The following is a 15480-nucleotide window of genomic DNA, read 5'->3' as shown; positions in this document are numbered from 1 at the left end:
TCACAGCGCCATATCGCCGCTTTCGCCGGTGCGAATGCGCACCGCCGAAGCGAGATCGAGCACGAAGATCTTGCCGTCGCCGATCGCCTCGGTGCTGGCGGTTTGCTGGATGGTCTCGACAATCTGCGCCGCGAGGTCGTCGCTGGCAGCGATTTCGAGCTTCACCTTGGGCAGCATGTTCGTGGAGTATTCGGCGCCGCGGTAGATCTCGGTCTGGCCCTTCTGTCGGCCAAAACCCTTCACTTCCGACACCGTCATCCCAGCAACGCCCAGACCCGACAGCGCTTCACGCACTTCGTCGAGCTTGAACGGCTTGATGATGGCGATGATGAATTTCATTCATGCCCCCTTTCACGGCCTCAACCAGCCGGTGCGGAACCGGCATGAATTGTTAAAGCAAGGGGCGTGCCAAATCCGTTTTTTTACGAAATCAGCGATTCACGGAAACCATATCCATTGTCGAGCGTTTCGCCGCCGCTCGATTCTTGTGCAGCGCACAGAATCTGCCTAAATTTTAGGCAGGAGCTTTCCCACTCAGCCGCAGCCGTGCCCATACCGGCAGGTGATCCGACGCCTGCTGCGCCAGGGGGCTATGGTGCACGCCGATGCCGTCGACCACCCAGTCGTGGCTGGCGACGATACGGTCGAGCTGGCCCAGCGGGCGCCGCGCGGGAAAGCTGCGGCCGGGCGCGAGAACTGAAAGATCGCCGGGAAAGGCCTGGAGCGCGCCGCCGCGCGGCGCCCATTCGTTGAAATCGCCCATCAGCACGCGCGGGCCGCGCCCGGCCGCCGCGCAGGCAACGCGCACCTGCTGGCGGCGGCGCAGGCCCGACAGGTCGAGATGCATGCCGATTACGCGCACGCCCTGCCCGGCCCATTCGAGATCCACCGCCACCGCCCCGCGCGGCTCCAGCGTGGGCAGGGGCACGGCATGGCACCCGGTCACCACCAGGTCACGCCGCACCAGGATGACATTGCCGTGCCAGCCCAGGCTGCCCGCCCGGCGCGCGCGATCGATCACGCCAGGCGCCACCGCACGCCACGGGCTGCCGTGCGCGAGCAGTGTGGGCGGGATCACCGCCTCGCGCGTGCCAAAGCGATTGTCCGCTTCCTGCAGCGCGATCACGTCGGCGCCCACCTCGTGCAACACCATCAGGATGCGCTCAGGATCGCAGCGCCGGTCCGCGCCCACGCCCTTGTGAATATTGTAGCTGGCAAAGACCAGCGAATCGGCCGCCTGCATGGCCGGCACCCGCGCGGTCAGAGGAAATCGCGCAGGGTGGCGACGAAGCGATCGAACTGGTCGTGGTGCAACCAGTGCCCGGCGTTCTCGAATTCGACCACCTCGGCCGAGCGGAAGTGCTCGATCCGCCCGTCACGAATCGGATTGCCCGCCCAGGAATCCGCGCCGTTGAGCAGCAGGGTGGGGCTGGTAATCGCCTCCCACAGCTCGTGCTTGCGGTTCTGGGAAATGTCGTAGGGGTGTTCGATGTGCACGTAGGGATCGAACTTCCAGGTAAACGTGCCGTCTTCGTTGCGGTTGATGCCGTGGATCGTCAGATGGCGGGCCTGGGCGTCGTTGATATAGGGGTTCTGCGCCTTCATACGGGCAATCGCCGCCTCGATCGTGGGATAGCGGCGCGGCAGGCGCCCGGCGGCCTTGCGCTTTTCGGCGATATAATCGCGGATGCGGCGGGCAAAGGGCACGGCGCGCATGCGCGCTTCCCAGTCGGGGGTGGGGAAAATGCCCTCGATCGCCACCAGCTTGGCCACGTCTTCGGGAAACAGCCCGGCATAGCGCAGCGCCACGGCCGCGCCCATCGAATGGGCCACGATGGTCACCGGCGCCAGGCCCAGCTGGTGGATCAGCTGCGCCACGTCATAGACCATGTCCATCACGCGATAGTTGCCGTCAGAGGCCCATTCGCTGTCGCCATGGCCGCGATGATCGAGCGCGATGACATGCCAATCCTCGCACAGCGCCTCGGCCGTCCAGTCCCAGCTGCGACAATGGTCGCGCCCGCCATGGATCAGCAGCAGCGGTGGCTTCTCGGCATTGCCCCAATCCACATAGTGGAGGCGCAGGCGTTGCGAGATGAAGGTGTTCGAAGTGGGACCGAGCAGATTCATGGCCCCACCCTGCCCATGCTGCACTGCGCTGGCAAGAGCGGGAACCATGCTGTCACCGACTTGGGGGAAATACCGCGGGGGTATTCCCGGCGCTGGTACCGCCAAATCCGCTTCAGCGAATTTCGGTCACCACATTAACGCTCCTTGGTGGCACTGAATGCCAGGTCGGGGTTGCGTTCCTGCTGATAGCTCACGTCCCAGGCCGAGCGCGCCATGAAGACGGGATCGCCATCGCGGTCCTTGGCCAGGTTCGACAGGTTGAAATCGGCAAAGGCCCGCAAGGCTTCGGGCGTGCCCTTGAGCCAGCGCGCAGTATCGAACGGCGAGGGTTCGAGCACGGCCTCGACCTTGTATTCCGCTTCCAATCGGCTGATCAGCACGTCGAGCTGCAGCTGCCCGACCACGCCGACGATCCACTGTGAGCCGATTTCCGGGTAGAACACCTGGATCACGCCCTCTTCGGAAAGATCGTCGAGCGCCTTGCGCAGCTGCTTGGTCTTGGTCGGGTCTTTCAGCACCACGCGGCGCAGGATTTCGGGCGCGAAGTTGGGCAGCCCGGTAAAGCGCACGTCGTTCTTTTCCGACAGCGTATCGCCCACGCGCAGCGTGCCGTGGTTGGGAATGCCGATGATATCGCCCGCTTCGGCACTATCGGCAATCTCGCGGTCCTGGGCAAAGAACAGGATCGGCGAATGCACCGCGATCGGCTTGCCCAGGCCTGAGGGGGTCAGCTTCATGCCGCGCTTGAACGTGCCCGATACCATGCGCATGAACGCGATGCGGTCACGGTGCTGCGGGTCCATGTTGGCCTGCACCTTGAAGATGAAGCCGGTCACGTCCTCGCGCGTCGGGTCGATCGTGCCCTGGTCGCTGGCCTGCGGGCGCGGCGGCGGGGCAAAGCGGTCGATCGCGGCGATCAGTTCGGCCACGCCAAAGTTCTTGAGCGCCGATCCGAAATAGACCGGGGTCAAGTCACCATGGCGATAGGCGGCCAGATCAAACTGCGGATAGCCTTCGCGGCCCAGCTCGATCTCTTCGGCAAATTCATCGGGAATGGCCCCAGCGGCCGGATCGCGCTTGCCCAGGAACTCGCGGCTGTCACCTTCGGGGCGGGCGATGGTTTCGCTGGCAAAGTCATAGACGCCTTCGAAGATGCCGCCCATGCCCACCGGCCAGCTCATCGGCGCAACGTCGAGCGCCAGGGCATCGGCCACCTCGTCGAGCGTTTCGAACACCGGGCGGCCTTCGCGGTCCACCTTGTTGACGAACGTGATGATCGGCACCGAACGCATGCGGCACACTTCGAAAAGCTTGCGCGTCTGCGGCTCGATCCCCTTGGCCGCGTCGATCACCATGATCGCCGAATCGACCGCGGTGAGCGTGCGATAGGTGTCTTCGGAAAAGTCTTCGTGGCCCGGGGTATCGAGCAGGTTGAAGACGGTGCCGTCCTTCTGGAACGTCATCACCGAAGAGGTCACCGAAATGCCGCGCTGCTGCTCGATCTTCATCCAGTCAGACCGGGCACGCCGCGCCTGGCCGCGCGCCTTCACTTCGCCAGCCAGGTGGATGGCGCCGCCTTGCAGCAGCAGCTTTTCCGTCAGCGTGGTCTTGCCCGCGTCGGGGTGGGAAATGATGGCAAAGGTGCGGCGATTGGACATAGTCCGCGCCGCTTAGCCGCCCCTGACGGTCACGTCCATGCGGAAGCTGCGGCTCTCGCCCGGGGCAAGCAGGACGATGCCCGGCTTTTGCGTGATATCGCCGGTAAAGCCTTCGGGATCGGCGTGGCCGGCCCAGGGCTCGATGCAGATATAGTGCGCGCCGGGCACCTGCCACAGGCCCAGCATCGCCATGTCGGGGAACGCCACGTCGAGTGCCGGGCCGCCTTCCACGCCATAGGTCAGCGCGCGGCTGGCGAGGTCGGTCCAGATCACCGCGTCGTTGGTGAACAGTTGCTCGCGCAGCGGCAGCATGCGGCCGCGGACCGGGGTGGCATAACGGCGTTCGAGCACCAGCCCGGTCTGCTTGTTGACCCGCGCGATCGGCTCGGGCTCGTCCTTGGTGAAGACCAGGCGGTGGGCATGCTTGTCGGTGCTGCCCGGCAAAGGCCAGGCAAAGGCTGGGTGATAGCCAAAACTGAACGGCAGCGTTTCATTACCCGGATTGCTGACGGTCGCGGTCACCGCCAGAGTCGCCCCTTCCACGGCAAAGGCCATGTCGAGCACGAAGGCAAAGGGATAGACCGCCCGCGTCTCGGCCGAATCGCGCAGGCGGAAATGGGCCGTGGCGCCATCATGGGCGACGAGCGCAAAATCAGACCGGCGGGCAAAGCCATGGCGCGGCAGCGTATAGGCCTTGCCATCGTGATGCAGCGTATCACCCGCCAGCGACCCGACGATCGGGAACAGCACCGGCGCATGGCCGGTCCAGAACGCCGGATCGGCATCGGTCATCCACTGCTGCCCGGCGCGGTCGGTGATCGACCACAGCTCTGCCCCCAGCGGATTGATCGCGGCGGTCAGCGTCTCGGACGCGATCGTGACAAGAGCAGGCTGGGTCATGGCGACAGGGTATGGCCAGAGCGCGCGCTCTTCGCAAGTGCGGTATGATCAGGCGTTGCGCGAGTGCCCTTCGACAAGCTCAGGGCGAACGGACACAGGCAAAACCTGAAAACCCCGTTCGGGCTGAGCCTGTCGAAGCCCAAAGGCTGCTCTAGCCGCGCAGAACCCCGCCCTGCTTGGCCGCAGCGGCGACGATCTTGTCGGAAATCTCCTTGAGGGCGGCTTCGTCGAAGCTCTTGTCGCCTGGCTGCAACGTCACCTCGAGACCCAAGCTGCGCTGGCCTTCGGGAACGCCCTGGCCGCGGAAATCGTCGAACACGCGGGCCGCGACGATGCTGGCCTTGTCCGCGCCCTTGACCGCGCGCAGCACGTCGCCGGCCGGCACCTTGGCATCGACCAGGAACGCAAAGTCGCGCGTCACGGCCTGGAGCGCGGGCGGGGCAAAGTGCGGACGGGCAAAGCCCGGCGCAGCCTTCTTGGCCGGCACGCGATCGAGGAACAGCTCGACCACCGCGACCGGCACATCCAGGCCAAAGGCCTTGGCCGTGGCGGGGTGGATCATGCCAAAGCGCGCCAGAACCTGCTTGGGGCCAAGGCGCAGCGTGGCCGACTGGCCGGGATGGAACTGGCTGCCCGCCTCGCCCATCACCTGCAGGTTTTCCACCGGGGCGCCGGCCTGGGCCAGCAGGGCCATGGCTTCGGCCTTGGCATCGAACGCGTCAAAGGCCTGAGCCTTGCCACTGGCCCAGCCACGCGCCGTGCGCTCACCGGCCAGGACCACGGCCAGGCTGAGGCGTTCGTCGCTGCTGCCATCGTCGGCGCGCAGATAGCGGCGGCCGATTTCGAACAAGCGCACGCTGGACGCGCCGCGATCGCAATTGCGCCGTGCCGCCGCCAGCAAGCCGGGCAGCAGCGAGGGGCGCATCGCCTTCAAGTCTTCCGAGATCGGATTGGCCAGCGTCCACACGAATTGCCCATCGGCAAAGTGTTCGGCCTGGGCCGGGGGCAGGAACGACCAGGTCACCGCCTCATGCAGCCCACGCGCGGCCGCGGCGCGGCGCAGGCGGCGTTCAAGCATCTGCACCGGGGTAGCAGTGGGCCGTGCCACGCCATCGGTGCGCGGCAGCGGGGTGGACGGCACGGCGTCGAGGCCATGCACGCGGATCACTTCCTCCACCAGATCGGGCGCGCCGGCGATGTCAGGGCGCCAGGTTGGCACGGTCACGGTCCAATCCGCGTCCACGCCAAAGCCCAATGCGGCCAGGATACGCTTCTGTTCACCCTGGGCCACGGCAACGCCGCCCAACTGGCCAGCCAGCGCCGGATCATAGGCCAGGCTGCGCTGCGCCACCGGCGGCGTGCCCACGCGCACCACTTCGCTGGCTTCGCCGCCGCAGATCTCCAAGATCAGCGCGGTCAAAAGGTCCATCCCGGTATCGAGGAACGCAGGATCGACCCCGCGTTCGAACCGGCCACGGGCATCGCTGGCCAGCGCCAGCGCCTGGCCGGTGCGGGCGATATGCGCGGGATCGAAATAGGCCACTTCGAGCAGCACGTCGGTGGTCGTATCCGAACAGCCGGAATGCTCGCCACCCATGATGCCGCCGATATCGTGCACGCCAGCGTCGTCGGCAATCACGGTCATGAACGGCTGGAGCACATATTCCTTGCCGTTGAGCGCGACGACGGTTTCGCCTTCGCGCGCCAGCCGGGCGGTGACGGCGCCGGTCAGCTTGGCCAGGTCATAGGCATGGGCCGGGCGGCCATAGCCGAGCATGACGTAGTTGGTGATGTCCACCAGTGCCGAGATCGGGCGCTGGCCGGCAGCCTTGAGCCGGTCCTGCAGCCACTGCGGCGAGGCGCCGTTGGTCACGCCCTTGATCACGCGGCCATAGAATGCCGGGCAGCCGGCCGCATCCTCGATGCGGATGTCGACCGGGCACGGGCCAGTGCCGGTCACCGGGGCCACGTCGATGGCGCGGAGCGTGCCGATGCCGGCCGCCGCCAGATCGCGGGCAATGCCATAGACGCCCATGCAATCGGGGCGGTTGGGCGTGATCGCCACGTCGAACACCGGGTCAGACCCGATATAGTCGGCAAACGACTGCCCCAGCGCGGTGTCTTCGGGCAGTTCGATGATGCCGTCGTGTTCCTCGCCCAGGCCCAGTTCGCGGGTGGAACACATCATGCCGTTGGATTCGACACCGCGAATCGCGCTCTTGCGCAGTTCCATGCCATTGGCGGGAACAACCGCACCGGGCACGCCGAGCACGCCAACCAGCCCCGCGCGCGCATTGGGCGCGCCGCAGACCACTTGGAGCGGCGAGCCATCACCCAGATCGACGCTGAGCACCTGGAGCTTGTCGGCCTGCGGATGCTTTTCCGCCGTCAGCACGCGGGCGACGCGGAACTGCTTGAGCGCGGCCGAGGCGTCGGTCACGCTTTCGATTTCCAGGCCCAGGCTGGTGAGCTTTTCGGCAATCTCGGTGGCGCTCGCTTGCGTATCGAGCAGGGCCTTGAGCCATGACAGGGAAAACTTCACGGCTTCACTCCCACGCCGCCCGAAAGGGTGGGCACGTCGAGCGCCCCGAATCCATAGTGGCCAAGCCAGCGGGCGTCGCCATCGAAGAAGGCGCGCAGGTCATCCAGGCCGTACTTGAGCATGGCCAGGCGATCGACGCCGGTGCCAAAGGCAAAGCCCTGCCATTCATCTGGATCGAGCCCGCCAAATTCGATCACCTTGCGGTTGACCATGCCCGAGCCGAGCACTTCCATCCAGCCGCCGCCCGGCGCATCGCCGCTGCCGCCAACAACGCGCTTGCCGTTCACCAAGGTATAGCCCACGTCCACTTCCACCGAGGGTTCGGTGAACGGGAAATAGCTGGGGCGCAGGCGCAGGACGATGTCGTGGCGCTCGAAGAAGGCCTTGAGGAAGGTTTCCAGCGTCCACTTGAGGTGGCCCAGGTGAATGCCCTTGTCGATCACCAGGCCTTCGATCTGGTGGAACATCGGCGTGTGCGTGGCGTCGCTGTCAGAGCGATAGACGCGGCCCGGCGCGATGATGCGCAAGGGCGCGCCGTCTTTCAGCATGGCACGGATCTGCACCGGAGAGGTGTGCGTGCGCAGCAGCATGTCGCGCCCCTGCCCGTCCTTGTCCGGGAAATAGAACGTGTCGTGCATGGCGCGCGCCGGATGCGTTTCGGGCATGTTGAGCGCTGTGAAGTTGTGCCAATCGTCTTCGATTTCCGGGCCGCTGGCCACGGCAAAGCCCATGTCGGCAAAGATTTCCGCCAGCTCGTCCATCACCTGGCTGACCGGGTGGACGCTGCCGCGCGGGCTTTCCGGCGCGGGCAGCGACAGGTCCACCGCCTCGGCCGCCAGGCGCGCATCGAGCGCGGCGCTTTCCAGCGCAGCCTTGCGCGCGGCAAGCGCAGTGGTCACCGCCTCGCGCGCGCCGTGAATCTGCGGGCCCTTGGCCTGGCGCTCTTCCGGGCTCAACTGGCCCATGGTCTTGAGCAGGGCGGAAACCCAGCCCTGCTTGCCGAGCGCGGACACGCGGATCGCCTCCAGCGCATCGAGCGTGGTGGCATCGGCAATGGCGCCGAGCGTTTCGGCCTGCTGTTGGTCTAGCTGTTCCATCGCGCCTGCCGCTAGCGCTTTGCGGGGCAGAAGGGAAGATGGGTTGCGTGGGTTGTAGGGTGGCAACACGCCCTCCCCCAACCCCTCCCGCAGGCGGGAGGGGAGTCTTGTTGCTCTCCCCCTCCCGCCTGCGGGAGGGGGTCGGGGGGAGGGCATGCTTTGAACACCCCCAAAGCAAAAGGCGCCCGCTCCTTTCGGAACGAGCGCCTTGCAAAGCTGTATCGCTATGGCGATCAGGCGGCCGGAAGGGCAGCCTTGGCCTGGGCGATCACGGCCGCGAACACGCCGCCTTCGTTCATGGCGAGATCCGCCATGGCCTTGCGATCGAGTTCGATGCCAGCAAGCTTGGTGCCGTGGATGAACTGCGAATAGGTCAGGCCTTCAGCGCGGACGGCCGCGTTGATGCGCTGGATCCACAGGGCACGGAACGTGCGCTTCTTGACCTTGCGGTCGCGGTACGCGTACTGGCCAGCCTTTTCAACGGCTTGGCGGGCAACGCGGATCGTGTTCTTGCGACGGCCGCGGTAACCCTTGGCCTGGTCGAGAATACGCTTATGCTTGGCACGCGTGGTGGTGCCGCGCTTGATACGGGACATGGATCAGCCTCCTCAGTTCAGCCCGTAGGGCGCCCACTTCTTGATCACCTTCGCGTCAGCGTCGGAGATCACGTCGGTGCCGCGGTTCTGGCGGATGTACTTGGCGTTGTGGCTGATCAGGCGGTGGCGCTTGCCGGCCACGCCGTGCTTCACCTTGCCCGTAGCGGTAAGCTTGAAGCGCTTCTTCACACCGCTCTTGGTCTTGAGCTTGGGCATTTTCGTCTCCTTGTTCGACGCGGTGTACCTGCCGTGGCAGCCCTATGTGGCCAGGCAGGAACGCAGATCCGCGTGGATTGAAGGGGCGGCCCTTAACGAGGGTGGGCCGGTTTGGCAACTTGATTCGGGCGGGTGGGGAACCAGGCCCCTCCACCACCGCTTTGCGGCGGTCCCCCTCCCCATCGCTGCGCGACAGGGAGGATCTGGAATCAGCCGATATCGTCCAGATTGAACGGCGTGGTCTGGTAAACCTCGTTGATCCAGTTGCCGAACAATTGGTGGCCATAGGTGCGCCAGGTGTTGCGCGGCAGTTGGGCCGGGTCGTTGTGCGGATAATAGTGGCGCGGCACGATGCGTTCGCCATCGCGGCGATATTCGGTATCGAGCGTGAGCGTATCGTATTCCAGATGGTTGAACATGTGGATGGCGCGGTGCGCCGGATCGTCGACCAGGCAGGGCCCGACCTCTTCACTGTCGAGCAATACGGCAAGGCCGGCGGGCAGGTCTGCCGCGCGAATCTCGCTCCAGCGCGAAACCGGCACGGGCACCACGTCAGACATGCCGCGCAGCCAGGGGCTGGCCGGGGCGCGGTTGACGTGATCGAACACGCCATGCGCCTTGGCCCCCAGGGCATGCTTGGGCACCCCGTGGAAATGCGCCAGCGCCGCCATGGCGCCCCAACAGATCGTCAGCAGGCGGTGGCAGTGGGTCTGGCTCCAGTCAAAGATCTGGCGCAACTCGTCCCAATAGGTCACCTCGCCATAGTCCATCGTTTCCACCGGCGCGCCGGTAACGATCAGGCCATCGAAGCGCTCTTCGCGCACGGCGGAAAACGGCGAATAGAACTCCGCCAGATGCCCGGCCGAGGTGGTCTTGCTGACATGGCCCGACAGGCGCACCAGCTTCAATTCGATCTGCAGCGGCGTGGCGCCGAGCAGGCGCGCCACCTGGGTTTCGGTGGTGATCTTGTCGGGCATCAGGTTGAGCAGGGCGATGCGCAAGGGGCGGATATCCTGCCGCGCGGCCTCGGTTTCGCCCATCACGATCACGCCTTCGGCTTCCAGCGTGCGGCGGGCGGGGAGGTTGTCGGCGATCCTGATCGGCACGGGCGTAGCTTTCCTTCAAATCCTGCACAGCCAAATCCTGTACAGCGCGAGAGGAGGGAAAGGACGCCTGGGGCTTGCTCCGTTTCGTTGCCGGATCGGCCACATCCTCCCGGTGGGGAGCGCCACCTTGCCCGGAAACCGGCAGGTTGGCGTTGGGGCGTCGCCCCCAACTCTCGATGCTGGCGGCCCATGTAGCGGCGCCCCTTACGCATTGCAAGGCATGGCAGGAACGCTACGCAACCGGCGGCAAGGATTGCTTTACCCCTTGCTCATGAGAATGAATCGCATTACCTTGCGAATCGTTCTCATGAGCGAAAGCACTCAGCGCCATGTACATCTGCATCTGCAATGCCATCCGCGAAAAAGATCTGCGCCAGGCCGCCCGTTGCCACGCCCGCGGCGATGCCGAAGCGCTCTATGGCACGATGGGTTGCCAGGCGCAGTGCCGGCAATGCCTGGACGATGCCGACGACGTGGTGGCCGACGAGCGCGCCTGCGCCATGGCGTGATAAGGCCGACCGTGGTGCGCGGCGCAACTGCGCATTGCCCCGGCTCCCTCGCTCGCTTACCCTGCCTTCCAGTTCAACGGCATAGGAAGGTTCGGCCATGAAGGGCGATGCCAAGGTCATCGAGTTTCTGAACAAGGCCCTGTTCAACGAACTGACCGCGATCAACCAATACTGGCTGCACTATCGCCTGCTCTCGCACTGGGGCGTGAAGAAGCTCGCTGATTTCGAACGGCACGAATCGATTGACGAGATGAAGCACGCCGATCTCCTGGCCGATCGCATCCTGTTTCTCGATGGGTTGCCCAATTTCCAGGCGCTCGGCCGCCTCAAAGTGGGCGAATCAGTGGAAGAAGTGCTCAAGGCCGACCTCGCCCTGGAATACGAGGCGGTGCCCCTGCTGAAAGACGGCATCGCCCATTGCGAGACGGTGCGCGACTATGTCAGCCGCGATCTGCTGCAAAAGATCCTCGAAAGCGAGGAAGAGCATATCGATACCCTGGAAACCCAGCTTGATCTGATCAAGCAGATGGGCATCCACAACTATATCCAGTTGAACAGCCAGGCGGCGGAGGATTAAGTTTTCGGGGCTTGGTCGGGGAACATGCCCTCCCCCAGCCCCTCCCGCAAGCGGGAGGGGTTTGGGGAGGGCGTGTTACCGCCCCACCCTTCAAGCGGCCGGCTTCACCACCTCGCCACCCTTCATCACGAAAGCGACGTGTTCCAGCGTGCGCACATCGGCCAGCGGATCACCATCCACAGCGATGAGATCGCCATAACGGCCCGTGGCAATGGCGCCCACGTCGCCCGTGCGATCGAGCGCTTCGGCGGCGCTCTTGGTGGCGGCCTGGATCGCCTCGATCGGGGTCATGCCCCATTCGACCATCTTGGCGAACTGGCGCGCGTTGTAGCCGTTGGGATAGACGCCGCCATCGGTGCCGAACAGCAGCTTGACCCCGGCAGCATGGGCTGCGCGGAAGGTTTCGCGCTGCTTGCGGCCGATCATCTTTTCCTTGGCCAGGCTTTCCGGGAAGACGCCGTTCTTCTCGCCTTCGGCCAGGATATAGTCGTCGTTGTAGATGTCCATGTCGAGCCAGGCACCCTTGGCCTTGGCCAGCTTGAAGCTTTCCTCGTCGGCCAGGCTGGCGTGCTCGATCGTGTCGATCCCGGCGCGCAGCGCATCGTTGATGCCGGCGGTGCCATGGGCATGGGCCGCCACGCGCATACCGAGCATGTGCGCCTCGTCGGCCACGGCCTTCAATTCGTCAAAGCTCATCTGCTGGGCGCCGACCGAATCGGTCTTGGAAAAGACGCCGCCGGTGGCGCAGATCTTGATCACTTCCGCGCCATACTTGCGCACCTTGCGCACCAGCGCGCGGAACTCTTCGGGCGTGTTGGCGATCTGCGGCGAAGGCACGGTGATCGAGGGCGGAAATTCGGTAGAATCGCAATGGCCGCCCGTGGCGCCCAGGGCATAGGTCGCCGGCACGATGCGCGGCCCGGGCACATAGCCCAGTTCAATACCCTGCTTGAGCGCGACGTCGTCATAGTTGGCCGAGCCGACGTTGCGCACCGTGGTAAAGCCGGCTTCCACCGTCTTGCGGGCATTGGCGACGCCGATCACGGTGGACAGGTTGTCGGTGAACTCCAGTCCGCGATAGCCGCTGAGCGTGGGATCGCCGGTCAGGTGCACGTGCATATCGATCAGGCCGGGCATCAGCGTGCGCTGTCCCAGATCGACCACTTCGGCCCCGGCGGGCACAGCATCGCCACTCTTGCCAACAGCCGTGATACGGCCATCGGTGATCACCACTTGCGCGCCATCGACCCGCTTGCCCGCCAGCACGTCGATCATGTGCGCGGCGCGCACCACCACGGTCTTGGCCTGCGCGCTGCCGGTTGCCAGCGCCATCAGCGCGGCCGCTCCCAGCGCCACGCTCTTTATCGTTGTCATGCACCATCCTCTTGTTGGGGGATGGCAGGCAAGGTTGCATGGGTAACGATATTGAACAAGTGTCTAATCGGCCGCCATCATTCGGCGTAGATCATCTTGCGGGTCATGCCGCCGTCCACCACGATCTGCTGCCCGGTGACAAAGCCGGCGTCAGCGCTGGCCAGCCAGGCAATGGTGGCAGCAATATCGTGCACCGTGCCCACGCGCCCAGCGGGATGCTGCTCCCGGTCGACCGCGCGCTGATCGGGTTCATGCGCACGATCGGCGCGCTGCCAGGGGCCAGTCTCGATCCAACCGGGCAGCACGGCGCTGACCCGCACCTGCGGCCCCAGCCCCACCGCCATGGCATGGGTGAGCGCGCAGAGGCCGCCCTTGGCCGCAGCATAGGCATATGTATCGGGTTCGGACTGCAAGGCCCGCGTTGACGCGATGTTGACCACGCTGGCGCCGCTGCGCCGTTGCAGCAAGGGCAGGGCGGCACGGCTGCACAGGAACGCGGCGGTGAGCGAAGCATCGATCCAGCGCTGCCAGTCCGCCAGGGCCAGGTCTTCCAGCGGGCCGCAATAGGGATCGGCGATGCCGGCGTTGTTGACCAGGCAATCGATACCATCGCCTGCCCAATCGGCAATGCGGGCAAAGGCGCGGGCCACGGGCTTTTCCCGGCCCACGTCGCAAGCGATTGTCAAGCCCTGCCCGCGCGGCAGCATGGCCCCCAGTTCCTTGAGCGCCTTGGCATCGCGATCAAGCGCGACCACGCGCCAGCCGAGCGCGGCAAAGTGCAAGGCGGTGCCCCGGCCGATACCGGCGCCCGCGCCCGTGATCACGATGGTGGATGCAGCAGTCGTCATGGCAGGCACAACGCGGCCGAAGCCGTTCAGTGCCGGTGGCTGTGCCCTGCGGCCAGCGCTTCGATCGCATCTTCCAGCCGCGCCGGATCGCCGAGCGCCAGGACGTGGCCTTCCGAACCGATATGCAGCGGATCGCCATTCCAATCGGCCATGGTGCCGCCCGCCCCTTCGACCACTGGCACCAGCGCGGCCCAGTCGTGCAGCTTGAGGCCCGCCTCGCACACGATGTCGAGCTGGCCGGTGGCGAGCATGGCATAGTTGTAGCAATCGCCGCCCATCACCATGCGGCGGTAGTCGGTCTGGCCGGCCAGGGCCATGAAATGGTCGCCCTCGTGCTGGCTGAAATAGTGCGGCCCGGTGGTGGCGATCGTCGCCTCGGCCAGTTCGCGGCAGGGGCGGGTCTTCACCGGCTGGCCGTTGAGCGTGGTTTCGCGGCCCGAGGCGCCCAGCCAGCGTTCGTTGGCGATCGGCTGGTCGATCACGCCCATCACCGGAAAGCCATCGACCAAGAGCGCGATCAGCGTGCCGAACAGCGCGCGCCCGGCGAGGAAGCCGGCCGTGCCATCGATCGGGTCGAGCACCCAGCTGCGGCCCGAAGTGCCCTCGCGCGTGCCGAATTCCTCGCCGATGACGGTGTCATCGGGGCGCTCAGCGGCCAGAATGGTACGCATCGCCTCTTCTGCCGCGCGGTCTGCCAGGGTCACCGGCGTGGCATCCCCCTTGCGTTCGGCGGTCACGCTGCGAAAATAGGGCCGGATCGCGGCGCCGGCAGCGTCGGCCAGGCGGTGGGCCAGGGCAATGTCGTCATCGAGCTTCATGGCCCAGTGCTTTGCCGATCGGGCCGAAGCGGTCAAGAACGTTGCTCCGGCCCGGTGCGGCACGGCGGCAGTACAGGGGCAGGATGCAACATTTGAGGTTTGCGAAAGGCGGACAAGAGAGCAAGCAGGGCATTCAGGGGGCAAAGCAAGCATGAGTCGCCAGATCAGGCCGGCTGTGGACCGGGCGATTGCGCCGGCCGCGGGATTCACCCGCCAGGGGCAGCCACTGTCTTACAACCGCGCGCCAGCGCTCGACCTGGCGCCGTGGATCGGCCGGTTCTATGTCACCGTGGTCGATGCCCCGGCGGGCCATGCCCTGCAATGCGGGCTACTGGCCGATACCGCCTGCATCCGCGTGCAACTGCGGGGGGAATGGACAGCGCAGACCCGCGATGGCTTGCGCGCGCTGGGCCGGGCGGCACTGGTCTTTGGCCCCAATACCAAGCGCATGGCCGTGGGCGTGACCGGCAGCTTTACCAGCGTGGGCGCCGTGTTGCGTCCGGGCGCGGCCCACGTTCTGGCCCGCCTGCCCGAGGCCGAGTTGACCGACCGCTTTGCCACGATCGACCAGTTGGGCCTGAACCCGGATCACTGGCTGGAGATGTTCGATCCGGCCGCCTCGCCCGAAGACTGGTGCCAGGCGATGGAGCAAGCCCTGCGCGCCGTGATCGCCTGGCGCGGCACGGCAGAGCCTGATGCGGTTTCCGCCCGGTTCGAAGCGGCAGCGCTGGCCAACCCCGCCATCGGCGTGGGCGAATTTGCCCAGCAATGCGGGATCGAGCAGCGCCGGCTGGAGCGGATCGTGCGGCGCGATTTCGGCATGACGCCCAAGCAGGTGCTGCGCCGCGCCCGCGCGCTCGACATGGCGAGCCACCTGCGCGGCGTGGCCGACGATGCGGAAGGGGAAACCCTGGCGCTGCGCTATTACGACCAGAGCCACCTGATCCGCGAATTTACCGCGATGTTCGGTATGTCGCCGCGCCAGTTCGTCGATCTGGCGCAGCCGCTGATGACGCTGTCGCTGGAAACCCGCCAGGCGCGCCGCCTGGAAATGACCGAGCGGATCGCGCCGGGCGGCATCCGGCCCTGGCAGTAATACCCAGGGCCGG

The 15480-nt window shown here is 65.9% G+C and carries 16 protein-coding genes and 1 riboswitch; of the genes, 3 read left to right on the top strand and 13 right to left on the bottom strand.

Annotation, left to right across the window (positions count from 1 at the left end; genetic code table 11):
- From ABIC78_RS01550 to ABIC78_RS01505, 10 genes are all read right to left on the bottom strand, one after another.
- Nucleotides 1-339: a P-II family nitrogen regulator gene (locus ABIC78_RS01550; RefSeq protein ID WP_022674711.1), complete on the bottom strand. Its 339-nt coding sequence runs from the start codon at nucleotides 337-339 to the stop codon at nucleotides 1-3.
- Between the two features lie 175 nt (nucleotides 340-514).
- Entirely contained in the window at nucleotides 515-1243 is a 729-nt protein-coding gene (locus tag ABIC78_RS01545; protein WP_107716456.1) for an endonuclease/exonuclease/phosphatase family protein, read from the bottom strand.
- 17 nt (nucleotides 1244-1260) lie between these two features.
- Entirely contained in the window at nucleotides 1261-2130 is an 870-nt protein-coding gene (locus tag ABIC78_RS01540; RefSeq protein WP_022676508.1) for an alpha/beta fold hydrolase, read from the bottom strand.
- Nucleotides 2131-2264: 134 nt separating this feature from the next.
- Entirely contained in the window at nucleotides 2265-3788 is a 1524-nt protein-coding gene (locus ABIC78_RS01535) for a peptide chain release factor 3 (RefSeq protein ID WP_022676507.1), read from the bottom strand.
- Between the two features lie 12 nt (nucleotides 3789-3800).
- Nucleotides 3801-4688 (bottom strand): aldose 1-epimerase family protein, encoded by an 888-nt coding sequence (locus ABIC78_RS01530; RefSeq protein ID WP_062783519.1) that lies wholly within the window; start codon nucleotides 4686-4688, stop codon nucleotides 3801-3803.
- Between the two features lie 151 nt (nucleotides 4689-4839).
- The gene (pheT, locus tag ABIC78_RS01525) at nucleotides 4840-7230 is read right to left on the bottom strand and encodes a phenylalanine--tRNA ligase subunit beta (protein WP_354487421.1); all 2391 of its coding nucleotides are present in this window, start codon (nucleotides 7228-7230) and stop codon (nucleotides 4840-4842) included.
- A complete protein-coding gene (pheS, locus tag ABIC78_RS01520) occupies nucleotides 7227-8327 on the bottom strand; it encodes a phenylalanine--tRNA ligase subunit alpha (RefSeq protein ID WP_354487419.1) in 1101 nt (366 codons plus the stop codon). Before pheS ends, pheT begins: the two co-directional genes overlap by 4 nt.
- 233 nt (nucleotides 8328-8560) lie before the next feature.
- Entirely contained in the window at nucleotides 8561-8923 is a 363-nt protein-coding gene (gene rplT / locus ABIC78_RS01515; RefSeq protein WP_022676504.1) for a 50S ribosomal protein L20, read from the bottom strand.
- Between the two features lie 12 nt (nucleotides 8924-8935).
- Nucleotides 8936-9139 carry a 50S ribosomal protein L35 gene (rpmI, locus tag ABIC78_RS01510; protein ID WP_022676503.1) on the bottom strand — a complete coding sequence of 68 codons (204 nt, stop codon included), beginning with the start codon at nucleotides 9137-9139 and terminating at the stop codon, nucleotides 8936-8938.
- 209 nt (nucleotides 9140-9348) lie between these two features.
- On the bottom strand, nucleotides 9349-10245 hold the full coding sequence (locus ABIC78_RS01505) for a homoserine O-succinyltransferase (protein WP_062783514.1): 897 nt from the start codon (nucleotides 10243-10245) through the stop codon (nucleotides 9349-9351).
- A 73-nt stretch (nucleotides 10246-10318) separates the two neighbouring features.
- Nucleotides 10319-10430: riboswitch (SAM-I-IV-variant riboswitch) on the bottom strand.
- 144 nt (nucleotides 10431-10574) lie between these two features.
- Here ABIC78_RS01505 and ABIC78_RS01500 point away from each other — a divergent pair.
- Together ABIC78_RS01500 and bfr are read left to right on the top strand one after the other, a co-directional pair.
- Nucleotides 10575-10754, top strand: coding sequence for a (2Fe-2S)-binding protein (locus tag ABIC78_RS01500; RefSeq protein ID WP_354487416.1), 180 nt, complete (start codon nucleotides 10575-10577; stop codon nucleotides 10752-10754).
- Between the two features lie 97 nt (nucleotides 10755-10851).
- Nucleotides 10852-11331: a bacterioferritin gene (gene bfr, locus ABIC78_RS01495; RefSeq protein ID WP_022676500.1), complete on the top strand. Its 480-nt coding sequence runs from the start codon at nucleotides 10852-10854 to the stop codon at nucleotides 11329-11331.
- 90 nt (nucleotides 11332-11421) lie between these two features.
- Here the strand turns inward: bfr and ABIC78_RS01490 are convergent, their stop codons facing one another.
- The 3 genes from ABIC78_RS01490 to ABIC78_RS01480 form a co-directional block, all read right to left on the bottom strand.
- Nucleotides 11422-12663, bottom strand: a complete 1242-nt coding sequence (locus ABIC78_RS01490) for a Xaa-Pro dipeptidase (protein WP_502915633.1) — start codon at nucleotides 12661-12663, stop codon at nucleotides 11422-11424.
- A gap of 119 nt (nucleotides 12664-12782) precedes the next feature.
- Entirely contained in the window at nucleotides 12783-13553 is a 771-nt protein-coding gene (locus ABIC78_RS01485; RefSeq protein ID WP_354487411.1) for an SDR family NAD(P)-dependent oxidoreductase, read from the bottom strand.
- A gap of 26 nt (nucleotides 13554-13579) precedes the next feature.
- The gene (locus tag ABIC78_RS01480) at nucleotides 13580-14371 is read right to left on the bottom strand and encodes an inositol monophosphatase family protein (protein WP_354487409.1); all 792 of its coding nucleotides are present in this window, start codon (nucleotides 14369-14371) and stop codon (nucleotides 13580-13582) included.
- A 151-nt stretch (nucleotides 14372-14522) separates the two neighbouring features.
- On the opposite strand from ABIC78_RS01480, the gene ABIC78_RS01475 reads away from it, so the two are divergent.
- The gene (locus tag ABIC78_RS01475) at nucleotides 14523-15467 is read left to right on the top strand and encodes a helix-turn-helix domain-containing protein (protein ID WP_354487407.1); all 945 of its coding nucleotides are present in this window, start codon (nucleotides 14523-14525) and stop codon (nucleotides 15465-15467) included.
- Nucleotides 15468-15480 lie beyond the last annotated feature (13 nt).

This window comes from Novosphingobium sp. 1529 (genome assembly GCF_040544855.1).
In the GTDB taxonomy this organism is placed as follows: domain Bacteria; phylum Pseudomonadota; class Alphaproteobacteria; order Sphingomonadales; family Sphingomonadaceae; genus Novosphingobium; species Novosphingobium capsulatum.
The sequence above is the reverse complement of the archived record's forward strand: the minus strand, read 5'-3'. Positions and strand labels throughout refer to the sequence as shown.

Bases quoted from the DNA above. Each gene is read 5' to 3' on its own strand.
- ABIC78_RS01480 (WP_354487409.1), bottom strand. From the start codon at position 14,371: ATGAAGCTCGATGACGACATTGCCCTGGCCCACCGCCTGGCCGACGCT.
- ABIC78_RS01550 (WP_022674711.1), bottom strand. From the start codon at position 339: ATGAAATTCATCATCGCCATCATCAAGCCGTTCAAGCTCGACGAAGTG.
- ABIC78_RS01540 (WP_022676508.1), bottom strand. From the start codon at position 2,130: ATGAATCTGCTCGGTCCCACTTCGAACACCTTCATCTCGCAACGCCTG.
- ABIC78_RS01490 (WP_502915633.1), bottom strand. From the start codon at position 12,663: ATGGCGCTGGCAACCGGCAGCGCGCAGGCCAAGACCGTGGTGGTGCGC.
- ABIC78_RS01475 (WP_354487407.1), top strand. From the start codon at position 14,523: ATGAGTCGCCAGATCAGGCCGGCTGTGGACCGGGCGATTGCGCCGGCC.
- ABIC78_RS01535 (WP_022676507.1), bottom strand. From the start codon at position 3,788: ATGTCCAATCGCCGCACCTTTGCCATCATTTCCCACCCCGACGCGGGC.
- ABIC78_RS01485 (WP_354487411.1), bottom strand. From the start codon at position 13,553: ATGACGACTGCTGCATCCACCATCGTGATCACGGGCGCGGGCGCCGGT.
- ABIC78_RS01500 (WP_354487416.1), top strand. From the start codon at position 10,575: ATGTACATCTGCATCTGCAATGCCATCCGCGAAAAAGATCTGCGCCAG.
- ABIC78_RS01530 (WP_062783519.1), bottom strand. From the start codon at position 4,688: ATGACCCAGCCTGCTCTTGTCACGATCGCGTCCGAGACGCTGACCGCC.
- pheS (WP_354487419.1), bottom strand. From the start codon at position 8,327: ATGGAACAGCTAGACCAACAGCAGGCCGAAACGCTCGGCGCCATTGCC.
- bfr (WP_022676500.1), top strand. From the start codon at position 10,852: ATGAAGGGCGATGCCAAGGTCATCGAGTTTCTGAACAAGGCCCTGTTC.
- ABIC78_RS01545 (WP_107716456.1), bottom strand. From the start codon at position 1,243: ATGCAGGCGGCCGATTCGCTGGTCTTTGCCAGCTACAATATTCACAAG.
- rpmI (WP_022676503.1), bottom strand. From the start codon at position 9,139: ATGCCCAAGCTCAAGACCAAGAGCGGTGTGAAGAAGCGCTTCAAGCTT.
- rplT (WP_022676504.1), bottom strand. From the start codon at position 8,923: ATGTCCCGTATCAAGCGCGGCACCACCACGCGTGCCAAGCATAAGCGT.